Raw genomic sequence first — 14,396 nt, 5'->3', positions numbered from 1 at the left:
TGTATTGATTACAGCGTCTTCGATTTTTCGTGCATGCCATCGATCATGGCCTGCTCCAGCACCTCGCGCGGCAGCAGCGGCGAAAGGTCTTCCAGCGGCGGCGACACCAAGGTGCCGTCGGCGCGCGCGACCACGCCCAACTTCGGCGAGAACACCTGCTGCGGATGCATGAACACTTCGCAGATCACCGGCCCGGTGGCCGCCTGCACCGCCGCCAGGGTGGCGTCGCACTCGTCCCAGCTGCGTATTTGGTACGACGGCATGCCGAAGGCGGTGGCCAGCTTGGAGAAGTCCGGACAGGAGACGCCGGACTTGCGGTCGGTGCCCACGTAGCCGCCCTTGAACAGCGACTTCTGCGTGTGCTTGATCATCAGGTAGCCGTCGTTGTTGAAGATGAACAGCTTGATCGGCAGGTTGTGGTGGACCACCGTTTGCAGCTCCTGCAAATTCATCATCATGCCGCCGTCGCAGTTCAGGCACATGACTTCCCCACGGTCGTTGGCGAAGGAGACGCCCAGCGCGGCCGGCAGGCCGTAGCCCATTTCACCGAGTCCGGTGGAGGTCATGAAGCGCTGGCCTTCCTTGAAGCGCAGCACCTGATGCCCGCTTAGCAGCGCGGTGCCCATGTCGGTCACCACCACCTGGTCGTCCTTGAAGAAGCCGTTCAGGCGCTCCATGAAGCGGTAGGAGTTGATGAACCCTTCCGGGTCGGCGTGTTCCTCGCCCACCCACGGGAACTGCTCCTCGTAGGCGCGGCACTTGGCGATCCATTCGGTCTTCGGCGCGACGGTGGTGGACTCCAAACGCGCCAGCAGCGCGTCGATGAAGACGCGGGCGTCGCAGACGACGACTTCCTGCGCGCGCTTGGCGTGCTTGGCCGCTTCGTCGCTGTCGATGTCGACCACGTCGATGCGGGCCAGGCGCGCCAGCTCATTGATGTCGTAGCCGATCTGCGGGATCGCCAGGCGGGTGCCGATGGCGAGCACGTAGTCGCTGTTTTGCAAAATGAAGTTGGCGGCGCGCTGGCCGTAGACGCCGGCGCGGCCGAACACCTGCGGGTGCGACGAATCGATCATGTCGATGCCCGCCCACGAGACCAGCGCCGGCGAGCCGGATTTGTCCAGCAGCGGCTTGATCTTCGCTTCGGCGCCGGCCAGGCGGATGCCGTTGCCGAGCCACAGCACCGGACGTTCGGCCTTTGCCAGCGCGGCGATCACGCTGTCGACCTGCGCGGCGACGGCGGCGGTCAGGTAGTCGACGGCCGGCGGCGCGACGAAGTGCTCCATCGTGGCGGGATCGATGCGGCCGGCCTGGATGTCCATCGGGATCTCGATCCAGGTCGGACCCGGACGGCCCTCGAGCGCGATATGCACGCCTTTTTCCAGTTCGTAGACGGCGCGTTCGAATTTGGTCACGCGCATCTGGTATTTGCTGACCTTTTCCACCATCTGGCACGAGTCGTAACCCTGCACGCCCCACATGCGCAGCGGATTCTCCGGGAAGCAGAACTTCGAGTTCTCGTTGCCGGCGATGACGACGCACGGGATCGAGTCGGCCCATGCCGATACCACGCCGGTGACGCCGTTGGTCGAACCTGCGCCGGTGGTCAGGAGCGCTGCGGCCAGCTTGCCGCTGGTGCGGTAGTAGGTCTGCACCGCCATGCAGGCGGCCTGCTCGTGGTGGACGCAGACGATCTCCGTGAAACCACGGCGCGAGATCGCTTCGAACAGATGCACATTGCCGGCGCCGATGATCCCGAAGGCGTGCTCGATGCCGAGGTTTTCCAGGGCTTCGGCCAGCAGTTCGGCGACCTTGATCTTGTTGTCGCTCATTAGAAGTTCACGCCAAAGAAGGCTTCCAGTTTTTCAATCGTAAAGTCCAGCATCTCGCGGGTCAGGCCAGGGAAGACGCCGATCCAGAAGGTGTCGTTCATCACGCGGTCGGTGTTGGTCAGGTCGCCGGAGACGCGGTAGTTACGGCCGATCATGTACGGCTGGCGCGTCAGGTTACCGGCGAACAGCAGGCGGGTGCCGATCTTGTGCTGGTCCAGGTAGGTGAGCAGGTCGACCCGAGCTACGTTCGCTTCCGGCTTGAGGGTCATCGGGAAACCGAACCACGACGGGTCGGAATTCTCGGTCGCCACCGGCAGGATCAGGAACTCGGCGCACGATTGCAGGCGTTCGGTCAGGTAGGCGAAGTTGTCCTTCCGGGCCTGGATGAAGCCTGCCGCGCGGTCGATCTGCGCCAGGCCGCAGGCGGCCTGCATGTCGGTGATCTTCAGGTTGTAGCCCAAATGGCTGTAGGTATACTTGTGGTCATAGCCGGCCGGCAGGGTGCCGAAGCACTGGCAGAAACGCTTGCCGCAGGTGTTGTCCTTGCCCGGTGGGCAGTAGCAATCGCGGCCCCAGTCGCGGAACGACTCGGCGATCATTTTCAGTTCGGCGTTGTTGGTGAAGACGGCGCCGCCTTCGCCCATCGTGATGTGGTGGGCCGGGTAGAACGACATGGTGCCGATGTCGCCGAAGGTGCCGACCATCTTGCCGTCGTAGGTGGAGCCCAGCGCGTCGCAGCAATCCTCGATCAGCCACAGGTTGTACTTTTTGCAGATCGCGACGATCACGTCCAGGTTGTACGGATTGCCCAGCGTGTGGGCCAGCATGATGGCCTTGGTTTTCGGCGAGATCGCCGCTTCCAGCTTGGTGACGTCGATGTTGTAGGTGCCCAGCTCCACGTCCACGAACACCGGAATCGCGCCGAACTGGATGATCGGGTTGACGGTGGTGGGGAAGCCGGCGGCCACGCCGATCACTTCATCGCCCGGCTGGATCGCGCGCGGTCCCAGCTTCGGCGAGGTCAGGGTATTGAACGCGACCAGGTTGGCCGACGAGCCGGAATTGACGGTGATGAGGAAGTCCACGCCGATCATCTTGGCCAGCTTGGCCTCGAACTGGTCGTTGAAGCGGCCGGTGGTCAGCCAGGCGTCGAGCGAAGCTTCGACCATCAGTTCCATTTCCGGCGCGCCGACCACTTTGCCGGCCGGCGGGATCACCGTCACGCCGGGCTCGAAGGCCTTCGGCACGCTGGCCAGCGCGCCGTATTCGGCCACCAGCTTGTTGATCTCCGCGCGGAGTTGTTCTTTGGTTTTTGCTTCGCTCATGGTTGCTGCCTTAGATGTGTGCGGTGTTTTGATAGGTGTCGATTTGCGCCAGGGTGAAGGCGCGCATGTCGGCCCTGGCGGCGTGCGCCTTGTGCCAGCCGACGATCATGTCGATGGTGTGGCCCAGGTGCCAGCGCGGCTGCCAGTGCAAACGGCCGCGCGCCTTGGAACAATCGAGCTTGAGGTAGTGCGCCTCGTGCGGTTGCGGCGCCTGGTCCAGCTCCCAGCCGGCGCCGTCGCCCCAGCTCTCGCACAGGCGCGAGATGATCCATTCGACCGGGCGGGCGTCGATGTCGTGCGGCCCGAAGTTGAAGCCTTCGGCGTACGCCGCGCCGTGCGTGTAAAGGTGCTCGGCCAGGGTCAGGTAGCCGGACAGCGGCTCCAGCACATGCTGCCACGGACGGATCGCGTGCGGGCTGCGGATGCGCACCGGCTTGCCGGCGGCGATGGCGCGCACCATGTCGGGAATCAAACGGTCTTCGGCCCAGTCGCCGCCGCCGATCACGTTGCCGGCGCGGCCCGAGGCGAGCGCCACGCCATGCTCGGCGTATTTTTCCGGATTGAAGAACGACGAGCGGTAGCCGGCCGTCACCAGTTCGGCGCAGGCCTTGCTGTTGCTATATGGGTCGTAGCCGCCGAAGGCTTCGTTCTCGCGGTAGCCCCAGGCCCACTCCTTGTTTTCGTAGCACTTGTCGCTGGTGACGTTGACCACCGCCTTGATGCCCGGCGTGTTGCGCACCGCTTCGAAGAAGTTCACCAGGCCCATGACGTTGGTGGCGTAGGTCTCGACCGGGTTGGCGTACGAGTAGCGCACCAGCGCCTGCGCCGCCATGTGGATGACGATCTCCGGCCGCGCCTCCAGCATGGCGTCGCGCAGCGCGGCGCCGTCGCGGATGTCGCCGATGATGGAGGTCATGCCGGCGCCCACTTGCGCGGTGTCGAACAGGCTCGGTTGGCTCGGCGCCAGCGCGAAGCCGGTGACGTGCGCGCCCAGTTGCTGCAGCCACAGGCTAAGCCAGCTGCCTTTGAAGCCGGTATGACCGGTCAGGAATACCCGTTTGCCCTGCCAGAAGGACGGGGTCATGGCCACCGCTTCCACGGCGCCTTACCGCTTTGCCACAGGTCTTCGAGCAGCACCTTGTCGCGCAGCGTGTCCATCGGCTGCCAGAAGCCGTGGTGGTGGAAGGCATCCAGCTGGCCTTCGCCGGCCAGCTGCTCCATCGGTTCCTTTTCCCACGTGGTGCTGTCGCCGTCGATGTAGTCGATCACCTTCGGCGAGAGCACGAAGTAGCCGCCGTTGATCCAGGCGCCGTCGCCTTGCGGCTTTTCCTTGAAGCTGACGATGCGCTGGCCGTCGATGTCGATGGCGCCGAAGCGGCCGGGCGGCTGCACCGCCGTCATGGTGGCGAGCTTGCCGTGTTTTTTGTGGAAGGCGATGGAGGCGCCGATGTCGATGTCGGACACGCCGTCACCGTAGGTGAAGCAGAACGCTTCGTCGTGTTCGACGTGCTGGCGCACGCGCTTCAGGCGGCCGCCGGTCAGGGTGTCGCTGCCGGTGTCGATCAGGGTGACCTTCCATGGCTCGGCGTGGCGCTCGTGCACTTCCATGCTGTTTTTTTGCAGATCGAAGGTGACGTCCGAGGTGTGCAGGAAGTAGTTGGCGAAGAACTCCTTGATCACGTAGCCGCGGTAGCCGCAGCAGATGACGAAGTCGTTGATGCCATGGGCGGAATAGCTTTTCAGGATGTGCCAGAGGATCGGTTTGCCGCCGACCTCGACCATCGGCTTCGGCTTGACAGTCGTCTCTTCGCTGAGCCGTGTGCCCAGCCCGCCCGCCAATATGACTGCTTTCATGCTATCCCCGGATTGTTATGTTGACGCAGATCATATTATCTATTGCGCCCGGGCTATTTTAAAGGAAAAGAACAGGCATTTTGCTGCCGCAGACTCAGCGATGGAGGATTTACCACACTATGGCGTGAGCAAAAGTTGGTAGCCGATTCGCATGGTGCGCTGCACCGTGTCGAGCCGGTGTGCGGCGCTTGCCGCGAGGTGCAGATGATGTGCGGAAATGAGTGTGTTCATTTCGGAAAGACGTGTCGACAACAGTTGTTTGAAGGCGCCGGGCGCGCCGAAGTTGTGACCCTGTTCGTGCGCTTGATACAGCAGCTGCAAGCCTTCGAGCGCGGCGTCCAGCGCGGCCGCCGGCGCGGCAGGCGGTGGAGGCGCGAGGCGGAAGCTGGACAGCGCGCGCGGCAGGTAGGCGTAGTGGCCCGCTTGCAGCGCGGTGAGGGCGGTGGCGACGTTGGCGCGTTCCGGGTAGGCGCGGTCGCGGTAGCGGCCGAAGGCGTTGCCCAGCGTGGCGCGCTTGAGCAGCAGCGCGCCGGGCGCGCACATCGCCGCCGCGCCGCCACCGTCGCCGCCCAGCAGCATGTTGGCCAGCGAGACGCCGTCGATCACGATGTCGGCGGCGAACAGCGGCGCCGCCGGCAGCGCCTGGCCGTCCGGCGCGAGCGGTTGGCGCCAGCAGGCCACCATGCCGATGTGCGGGTGGTCCACGAAGCAGGGCAGCATGACGGCGACTTTTTCCGGCGCCAGCGTGTCGCCGGGCGGGGCGACCGTTATGTATTCGCCCAGGGACAGCGCCAGGCAGTGATTGAGGTTGTCGAGCGCGCCGAGGCCCGGCGCGTGGCTGTAGCGCAGGCGCCGGTGCGCTTTCAGATAAGGCTTGAGCGGCGCGCGGCAGGCGCCGTGCGGGCTGCTGTCGCTGACGATCACTTCGCAGTTGGCGTGGGTTTGCGCCAGCGCGCTGGCCAGGGTGGCCTCCAGCGTCAGCGGATCGTCGGCCGGGATCAGGATGCTCACCAGCGGTGCGGCGGCGTCGGCGGCTTGTTGTGCCGCGTGCTGCGCGGCTTTGCGGCGACCGCGTTTCAGCGTGCCGCGCGCCACGCGCAGGTAAAGCTGTTCGAGGTCGCGCGCCAGCGCCGGGGTGTCGAACAACGGCGCGCCGGCGCGGTTTTTCCCGAGGCGGTTGCGCAGGCGTGCCAGTTCCTTCGGGTGGGTGGCGAGGCGGATCGCCCTGGTCGCGTACTGCTTTTCCGTGCGCGCGATCAGCTCCGGCAGGCCGGCCGCCTGCAGCAGGCTGCCGCACACGCGGCTGGCAAAGGTCTGGCCGGCGCGGGTCAGCAGCGGCAGGCCGGCCCACAGCACGTCGCCCGCGATGGCGCCGGCGTTATGCGGGCCGGTGTCGAGGAACAGGTCGGCCGCCTGGTAGCGGTCCATCGCCAATTCACCGGCGGCCGGCGCGGCGAAGCAAAGGCGGTCGCTGGAGATGTCGTGCCGCAGGGCGGCCAGGCGCAGGTTGTCGCGTACCTGTTCGCTGTCGGTTTGCAGCCACAGTACGCTGCCCGGCACCGCGTGCAAAATGCGCATCCAGGTGGCGAAGCGCTCCGGGACGATGTGCGCGGCGGCGCCGAAGCAGCAGAACACGAAGGCGTCGCCGGGCAGGCCGAAGCCGGCGCGCGCGCCGGACGCCGGCGGCGAGGGGAGGGCGCGCTGGCGGTCCTGCGGCTGGAAGCAGTGGGGAAGATACAGTGGTTTTTCGGTATGGTAGCCCGCCAGTTCGGGTGGCAGCACGAAACTGTCGGCCAAAACGTAGTCGACGCGGCTGTTGCCGCTGGTGCCGGCCTGTCCGAGCCAGCCGATTTGCACCGGCGCGGCACGGTGGCCCAGGATGCCCGGCCGTCCGCCCGGCAGCACGCCGTGCAGGTCGACCAGGATGTCGATTTCGTGGGCGCGGATCGCCTGCGCCGCCTGCATATCGCTCAAAGGGCCGATCGGCACATGCAGGTCGAAGGCGCGCAGCAGGCGTTGGCGCAGGGCCGAGTGATCCTCGCCACTCCAGCAGAAGCCATACAACTCCACCTGGTCGCGGTCGTGCAGCTCCAGCAGCTCGGCGATCATGCGTCCGGTCGGCTGCGCGCCGAAACCGCACGACAGGTAGCCGACGCGCAGCTTGCGGTGGGCATAGCCATCCTGATCGGACAGCGCCGTCGGTGGCGGCGGGAAGTGCAGCGCAGCCTCGCGCCGCGCGCAGGCCAGCTGCCGCGCCGGATCGTCGCCCAGGCTGAGCATCGCCAGCGCCGACGTGTGGTGCTGCAAGGCCGTCTCGCTGACGCCGGGCACGAAGCCGTGCACCGGCCACGCGCACAACTTCAGGCGCAGGTCCAGCCAGCGCGGCACGATCAGTTTTTGTTTGGGATCGAGTTGGAGGCTGCGCAGCAGCGCGTCCTCGGCTTGCGCCGGATCGCCTTGCGCCTCCGCCAGCCGGCCGATGTTATTGAGCAGGCGTACCTGCAGCGAGGCCGCCGCCGGCGGCGCGCCCGCTGGCACCGCCTCCAGCAGGTCGAGCGCCTCGCGCCACAGGGCCAGCGCCGCTTCCGGCTGGCGTTTGCGTTCCAGCAGCACGCCCAGACCGAGTTGGCTTTCGGTGAAGCCGGGGCGCAGCTTGAGCGATTTGCGGTAAGCGCGTTCGGCGCCGGCGTCGTCCTGCCCCTGCGCCTGCACCACGGCCAGGTTGTACCAGGCCACATATTCGAGCGGGGATTCGCTGTGCTTTAGCCAAAGCGTGTACAGAGCGATGGTTTGTTCGGTCCTGCCCTGCGCGGCCATCAGGCCGGCCACGCCGATCAGGTCCATGACGGACAGTTCGCCCAGTCCCGCCAGCGCCATCGCCAGGGTGCCCGCTTCCGACAGGTTACCGGCGGCCATGGCTGCGTGGAGTGGGCGGGTCATGGGCGTCCGTTCGGTGGTGGGCTAGGCCGAGGGAGCCGAGCCCCAGCCGTCGGTGATATCCGCCGGGTAGCCGCGCTTGAAGTGGGTGGTCCATGGATAGGCCGGGGCGCCGGTGCCGTCCTTGAGCCGGATCTTGCTGGCGTCGCACAGGAAGGTGGCCGGATTGCCGGCAACTACAGTGCCGGGAGCGACGTCGCGGTGCACCTTGCTGTGCGCCGCCACCAGCGCGCGCTCGCCGACCTTCACGCCGGGCAGGATCACCGACATGGCGGCGATGGCGGCGTAGTCGCCGATCTCGGCGCCCATCAACACGTTGCTGGGCGGGTGGGGATCGTTGGTCAGCACCACATACGGCAGCAGCCAGACGAAGTTGCCGACCTTGGACATTTTGCCGATGAAGACATTCGACTGGCAGCGCACGTAGTCGCCGATCTGGCAGTCGCCCTGGATGTCGTTCATGGTGCCGATCTGGAAGGCGATGCCGGCCACCGTTTTCTCGCGCACCACCACGCGGTGGCCCGTCACCAGCTTGTCGCCGAAGCGCGAGCCCTCGTAGAACACCGAGTGCGAGCGGATGCGCGCACCCTTGCCGATCACCAGCGGCTGGCCGTCTGCCAGCGGGGTCGGATAGCCGATCTCGCAGTAACCGTCGATGACCGAGCCGTCGCCGATGTCCACGTTGTCGTGAATGATGGTGAAGGGGCCGACGCTAACGTCGGCGCCCAGTCTGGCTTTCGGCGAAATGATGGCGCTGGGATGGATCATACGGTGCAGAATTTACGCACGGCGGCGGCCACTTCGAGCGCCTGCTCGTCGCTCATGGTCGGGCCGATCGGCAGGCTCAGCACTTCGCGGTGGATCGCCTCGGCCAGCGGGAACGCGCCTTCGGCGTATCCGAGATCGGCATACGCGGGCTGCAGGTGCGGCGGCACCGGATAGTGGACGATGGTGCCGATGCCCTGCTCGGCCAGCGCCTTGGCCAGCGCGTCGCGCTGCGCGTGGCGCACCACGTACAGGTGCCATACCGGCTCGGCCCACTCGGGCACGAACGGCAGCGCCAGGCCGGCGATGCCGGCCAGTTCGCGGTCGTAGATGGCGGCGATGGCGCGGCGGCGGGCGTTATCCGCGTTCAGCTTGGGCAGCTTGACGCTCAACAGCGCCGACTGCACCTCGTCCAGGCGCGAGTTATAGCCCGGCACCTCGTTGTAGTATTTGACCTTGGAGCCGTAGTTGCGCAAGGTGCGGATCTTGTCGGCCAGGTCGTCGTCGCTGGTGGTGACGGCGCCGCCATCGCCCAGCGCGCCCAGGTTTTTGCCCGGGTAGAAGCTGAAGGCCGCCGCGTCGCCCAGCTGGCCGGCCACGCCGCCGCGATACAGCGCACCGTGCGCCTGCGCGGCGTCCTCGATCAGTTTCAGATTGTGTCTGGCCGCCAGCGCCTTGAGCGGGTCCATGTCGGCGGTCTGGCCGTACAGGTGGACCGCCAGGATGGCCTTGGTGCGCGGCGTGACGGCCGCCTCCACCAGCGCCGGATCGATATTGAAGCCGTCGGCGGTCGGTTCGACCGGGATCGGCGTGGCGCCGCAGTCGCTGACCGCCAGCCAGGTGGCGATGAAGGTATTGGACGGCACGATCACCTCGTCGCCCGGGCCGATGCCGTAGGCCTTGAGGATCATGAAGATCGCATCGAGGCCGTTGGCCACGCCGATGGCGTGCTTGCTCTTGCAGTAGGTGGCGAAACTGGCTTCGAAGGCCGACGTTTCGGCGCCCAGCACATACCAGCCTGAGTGCAGCACGCGCTTGAAAGCCGCTTCCAGTTCGTCGGCTTGCGACAGGTTGATGGCTTTCAGGTCGAGGAAGGGGACGCTCATGGTGACACTCGCTTATGGTGATTTGCCGCGGCCACGAATTGGTCGTAGTCGTGATAGTAGTCTTTGGGGTCGTACAGGGTCGAGGCCATCACCACGCACACCGCGCCGGACGAGAAGTTCTCGACTTCGCGCCACATCATGCCGGGCACATAGAGACCGTAATACGAGCGGTTGAGCTGGAATTTCTTGCGCTCGAAGCCATCGTCGACGATGACGTCGAAGCTGCCCGACATGGCCACGAACAGCTGTTGCAGCTCGATGTGGCCATGGCCGGCGCGCGCCGATCCGCCCGGGACATCGTACAGGTAGTAGACGCGCTTGATGTCGAACGGGATATGCACGCCGCCCTCGATCACCGACAGGTTGCCGCGCACGTCGTGGTGCGGCGGCAGGTCGATCAGCCGGCACTGGTCCATCATGATGGCGCTCCCTCGCGGTTGGCCGCCACCACCGCGTGGAAGCGCTGCTGGGAGGCCGCCATCATCGGGAACACGCCGCCCAGGCGCGCGGCCACATCGTCGACGGTCGGCGCCATCGCCTCCAGCTCCTCCGGCGCGACGATGCCGATGTCGCACGATTCGATCAACAGGTCGATGTAGTCGGAGAAGCAGTAGCCGAAGTTGGGGTTGGCGTTGGGGTTGGAGTTCGACTCCAGCCGGCGGTCGTGGCGGAAGTAGGACAGCTCTTCGTCGATGTAGAACACCTTGCCGTCGCGCGCCAGGTTGAAATAGGCGGCGACGTCGGCCAGCCCCAGGGTGCAATCGTGCTTGTGGTACTTGAACAGGTGGCGGCCGATTTCCCACAGCCGCTCGCGGCGGAACATGATGGAGCTGAATTCGCCGACGAAGTTGCGCATGCCCAGCACCATGCTGCGCTGCATATCGCGCGCCGGCATGCTGCCGCTGGCCTCATACGGACGGCGCGTGTCGGTGCGTTCGTTGTCGACGTTGATCACCTGCGAGGCCGAGAACACCAGCTGGATCTCCGGGTCCATGTTCATGGTCGCGACCATGCGCTCGATGCAGAACGGATGCAGCACATCGTCGTCAAACAGGGGCTTGATCAACTGGCCCTTGGCCGCGAACAGCGCGGTCAGCACGTTCTGCTCGCGGATCGCCGAATTGCGCTGGTAGATCAGATGGCCGCTGTACTTGGCGCAGATCTCCTTGATCGCCTCGGTCGGGCAGTTGTCGCTGACGAGGATCTCGATGTTCGGATAGCTCTGGCCCAGCGCGGAGCGCAGGCATGTCTCGAAATGGCCGGTCTTGTACGAGGGGATAACGATGCTAACTAATGGCAAACTCATAGTGCTTTCCCTGCTCAGGCGGCGACTGCCGTTACGATGTACTGCCACGGCAGCGCGTCTTCGACCGCCACCACCGGATCGATGCCGCTGGCGCCGGCCATCAGGCGGATCGCCGGCAGGTATTTTTCACGCGCCGGTTCGTCGACGATGCGCGCGCTGCCGCCGCTGATCTGGAAGCCCGCCTGCTGGAACATCTCCAGCATGGCGCCGCGCGTGAAGATGCGCTTGCGCGATTTTTCCAGGCCCGCCGGGCCGTAGCGCAGGTCGCCGGCGTTCATGCGCGCCTGGATGCTCCAGTGCTGGAAGTTGCGGATGGTCGCCACGATCTTGCCGCCCGGGGCGATGCTGGTGCGGATTTTCTGCAGAAGCGTCCATGGATCGTCGATCATCTCCAGCGCCTCGTCGAGTACCCAGCAATCGGCGCCGCGCACGTGGTCCCACAGGTCCGGGCCGGCGTGTTCGATCTCCACGTTGAAGACGAAATCGCAGTGCGGGCGCGCGGCCTGCGCGGGCGCCGGATCGGCCTCGATGCCGGTATAGTCGACGATGGCGTTGCGGGCCTTGTAGGCCTTGGCGAAGGCGCCGTCGCGGCAATGCACCTCGACGATCTTGCGCGCCTCCGGCGGCATGAACTGCAGCAGGTCGGTATTGACCACGGTGGTGGCGCTGGGCAGGTCGTAGTGGTAGCCGCCGGTGCGGATCACGGTGCCCTGCCAGTCATGCTTGATGTAGTTGCGCTTGGGCGGCTTGGGCGCGAAGTCCTCGCGCACCCACTCGATGCTCTCGATCAGATCGTGGGCGCCGGCCTGGTGGATCGCCAGCATGGTGGAGATCATCGGCGCGCCGTGCTTGATCGGCATCGGCCACTGGCGCACCACCTCGATATTGGTCAGCATGCAGGCCGGATGCAGGTAGCGCACGGCGCCGTCGGCGCGGTCGTAGCCTTGCTCGTTGACCGGCTGGATGGTGCCCACGCCGTACATGCCGGGGCGCAGATGGCTGTGCAGCGATTCGATGAAACCACCCTTGAGGATCTCGACGTCGGAGTCGAGGAACAGCACCTCGCCCGACAGGCCCAGATGGTTGATCGCCCAGCGCAGGCCCGGACCGTGATGGATGTTGTAGCCGAACGGGATGAACTCGACGTTCTCGAAGCCGTCGGTGATGGCGCGGATCTTCTCGGCCACGTCCGGGTTGGAGCCGTCGATGATGTAGACGCGGTTGGTGTAGAACTGGCGCAGGGTGCGCAGCAGCGCCTCGATCAGGTCCGGCGAATTGTAGGACACGCTGACGATCGGGATCTGGTCGATGCGCACCGGTTCGGACGCGGCGTTTTGGGACGGATCGTCGGACGGGCGCACCGCATGCTGCGGCGCGGGCATGCGCGGCGCGGCCGGCTTGGCCACCTGCTGCAGCACCGTCTCCAGGTTGCGCACGAAGCGCGGCGTGTCGAACAGCGCGCAGGTCATGCGGTTGGCCACCAGCTGGCGCTTCATCGACGCGATGCGGTTAGGATCGTTGGCCAGCGCCACGGCCTTCTCTTCGTAGTCGGCGAAGTTATAGGTGATCAGCTGCGGCAGGTCGACCGCGCGCAGCAGACTGCCGGCCATGCGCGACGAGAAGGTGTGGCCGGCGCAGGTAAGCAGCGGCAGGCCGGCCCACAGCGCGTCGCTGGCGGTGGTGCCGGCATTGAACGGGAAGGTGTCGAGGAACAGGTCGGCCAGCTGGTAGCGCGCCAGGTACTCGGCCGGCACGGCGCGGGTATTGAAGATCAGGCGGTTGCGGTCGATGCCCGCCTCCTCGGCGTAGCGGTACAGGTTCTCGCGCACTTCCGGGTAGTCGGCCACCAGCCACAGGACGCTGTTCGGCACGCGGCGCAGGATGTTCATCCACGTCGTGAACATGTCCGGCGTGAATTTGAAGTTGTTGTTGAACGAGCAGAAGACGAAGGCGTCGTCCGGCAGGTTGACGCTGGCGCGGGTCGGCTTGGCGGCGATGGCGCGCTGGCGGTCGTTGATCTGGAAGGTGTCGGGCAGGTACAGCGGTTTCTCGGTGAAGTCCTTGGTCATCTCGGGCGTGATCAGGAATTCGTCGGCCAGCACGTAATCGACGCCGGGCAGGCCGGTGCTGCCCGGGAAACCGAGGTAGGTCAGCTGCACCGGCGCCGGGCGGAAGGCCAGGATGTTCGGGCGCGCGCCCAGGGTCAGGCCGTGGAGGTCGACCAGGATGTCGATTTCGTGGGCGCGGATGGTGCGCGCGGCCTGTTCGTCGGTCAGCGCGTCGATGCGGATGTAATGGTCCATCGCCTTGACCACGCGGGCGCGGATCGGCGAACCGTCCTCGCGGCTCCAGCTGAAGGCATAAACCTCGAACTTGCTGCGATCGTGCAGCTCATACAGTTCGGCGGTCAGGATCGAGACCGCGTGCGAGCAGAAGTCGGACGACAGGTAGCCGATGCGCAGGCGGCTGTGACCATAACCATGGGCGCCGGTCAGCGGCGCGACGGCGGCGTTGACCTTCTCGTTGACAAAGCGGCGCGCGGCGGCCAGCTGCTGGGCGGGATCGTCGGAGGCGCTGAGCATCGCGAGCGCCGAGGTGCCATCGATCATGGTAGTGACCGAGATGTGTTCCAGGCCGCTGTAGACGGGCCACTCGCACTGCTTCTGGCGCAGGTGGACCCAATGGGTCATCACGTTGGCCTGCTGCGGATCGACGCCCAGGCTCAGGGCCAGCATCTTCTCGGCCTCCGGGTAGCGCTTGCGGATCTCCAGCAGGCGACCGAGGTTGTTCAGTGTTTGCACGTGCAGGGTCGGATTGGTCTTGATATCCGGCTGGACGTCGGTCAGCACCGAGTTCCACATCGCCAGCGCCTCCTCGGGGCGGCCGACCCGTTCGAGCAGGGTGCCCAGATTCAGGCGGGCCTCGACGAAGTTCGGATTTTGCGCGATGGCCTGGCGCAGCACTTTCTCGGCGCCGGCATCGTCGCCGCTATTGGACAACACCACGGCCAGGTTGAAGCAGGCCGCGTAGACAAGCGGCGACGGCGTGTTCAGGATCCAGGTTTGATACAGGCCGATCGCCGCGGGCAGCTGGCCGCTTTCCTGCAGCACGGCGGCGGCGCCGAACAGATCGCCGATGGAAAGCGCCCCGCTGGCGGCCAGGGCCATCACATTGCCCAGCGGGCTGGTATCGGAGGGAGCGGGTGCGGCAGGAGCGTGAGCGGTCATGGCTGGGCTTAAAGTTGGATCGATCCGGCACGCGGCGAACGGCC

The 14,396-nt window shown here is 66.0% G+C and carries 10 protein-coding genes; all 10 read right to left on the bottom strand.

Annotated features, from left to right (window positions below; translation table 11 throughout):
* Nucleotides 1–8: 8 nt before the first annotated feature.
* The 10 genes from NHH88_00275 to NHH88_00230 all read right to left on the bottom strand — a co-directional run bounded on the left by NHH88_00275 (nt 9) and on the right by NHH88_00230 (nt 14,352).
* Nucleotides 9–1,832 carry a thiamine pyrophosphate-binding protein gene (locus NHH88_00275; GenBank protein ID USX14270.1) on the bottom strand — a complete coding sequence of 608 codons (1,824 nt, stop codon included), beginning with the start codon at nt 1,830–1,832 and terminating at the stop codon, nt 9–11.
* Nucleotides 1,832–3,157 (bottom strand): lipopolysaccharide biosynthesis protein RfbH, encoded by a 1,326-nt coding sequence (rfbH, locus tag NHH88_00270; GenBank protein ID USX14269.1) that lies wholly within the window; start codon nt 3,155–3,157, stop codon nt 1,832–1,834. Before rfbH ends, NHH88_00275 begins: the two co-directional genes overlap by 1 nt.
* 10 nt (nt 3,158–3,167) lie before the next feature.
* The gene (gene rfbG, locus NHH88_00265; GenBank protein USX14268.1) at nt 3,168–4,241 is read right to left on the bottom strand and encodes a CDP-glucose 4,6-dehydratase; all 1,074 of its coding nucleotides are present in this window, start codon (nt 4,239–4,241) and stop codon (nt 3,168–3,170) included.
* Nucleotides 4,238–5,011 carry a glucose-1-phosphate cytidylyltransferase gene (gene rfbF / locus NHH88_00260; protein USX14267.1) on the bottom strand — a complete coding sequence of 258 codons (774 nt, stop codon included), beginning with the start codon at nt 5,009–5,011 and terminating at the stop codon, nt 4,238–4,240. Before rfbF ends, rfbG begins: the two co-directional genes overlap by 4 nt.
* A 117-nt stretch (nt 5,012–5,128) precedes the next feature.
* Nucleotides 5,129–7,951: a glycosyltransferase gene (locus NHH88_00255; protein ID USX14266.1), complete on the bottom strand. Its 2,823-nt coding sequence runs from the start codon at nt 7,949–7,951 to the stop codon at nt 5,129–5,131.
* A 21-nt stretch (nt 7,952–7,972) separates the two neighbouring features.
* Entirely contained in the window at nt 7,973–8,716 is a 744-nt protein-coding gene (locus NHH88_00250; protein ID USX14265.1) for an N-acetyltransferase, read from the bottom strand.
* Complete coding sequence (locus tag NHH88_00245) at nt 8,713–9,819, bottom strand: DegT/DnrJ/EryC1/StrS family aminotransferase (GenBank protein ID USX14264.1); 1,107 nt, start codon at nt 9,817–9,819, stop codon at nt 8,713–8,715. The genes NHH88_00250 and NHH88_00245 overlap by 4 nt, the downstream gene beginning before the upstream one ends.
* Complete coding sequence (locus tag NHH88_00240; GenBank protein USX14263.1) at nt 9,816–10,238, bottom strand: FdtA/QdtA family cupin domain-containing protein; 423 nt, start codon at nt 10,236–10,238, stop codon at nt 9,816–9,818. The genes NHH88_00245 and NHH88_00240 overlap by 4 nt, the downstream gene beginning before the upstream one ends.
* Nucleotides 10,235–11,125, bottom strand: a complete 891-nt coding sequence (locus NHH88_00235) for a glycosyltransferase (GenBank protein USX14262.1) — start codon at nt 11,123–11,125, stop codon at nt 10,235–10,237. The genes NHH88_00240 and NHH88_00235 overlap by 4 nt, the downstream gene beginning before the upstream one ends.
* 14 nt (nt 11,126–11,139) lie before the next feature.
* Nucleotides 11,140–14,352: a tetratricopeptide repeat protein gene (locus NHH88_00230; GenBank protein USX14261.1), complete on the bottom strand. Its 3,213-nt coding sequence runs from the start codon at nt 14,350–14,352 to the stop codon at nt 11,140–11,142.
* Nucleotides 14,353–14,396: the final 44 nt, after the last annotated feature.

Source organism: Oxalobacteraceae bacterium OTU3CAMAD1, assembly GCA_024123915.1.
In the GTDB taxonomy this organism is placed as follows: domain Bacteria; phylum Pseudomonadota; class Gammaproteobacteria; order Burkholderiales; family Burkholderiaceae_D; genus Rugamonas.
Note: the sequence above shows the minus strand (reverse complement) of the source record. Positions and strands in the feature narration are given on the sequence as shown.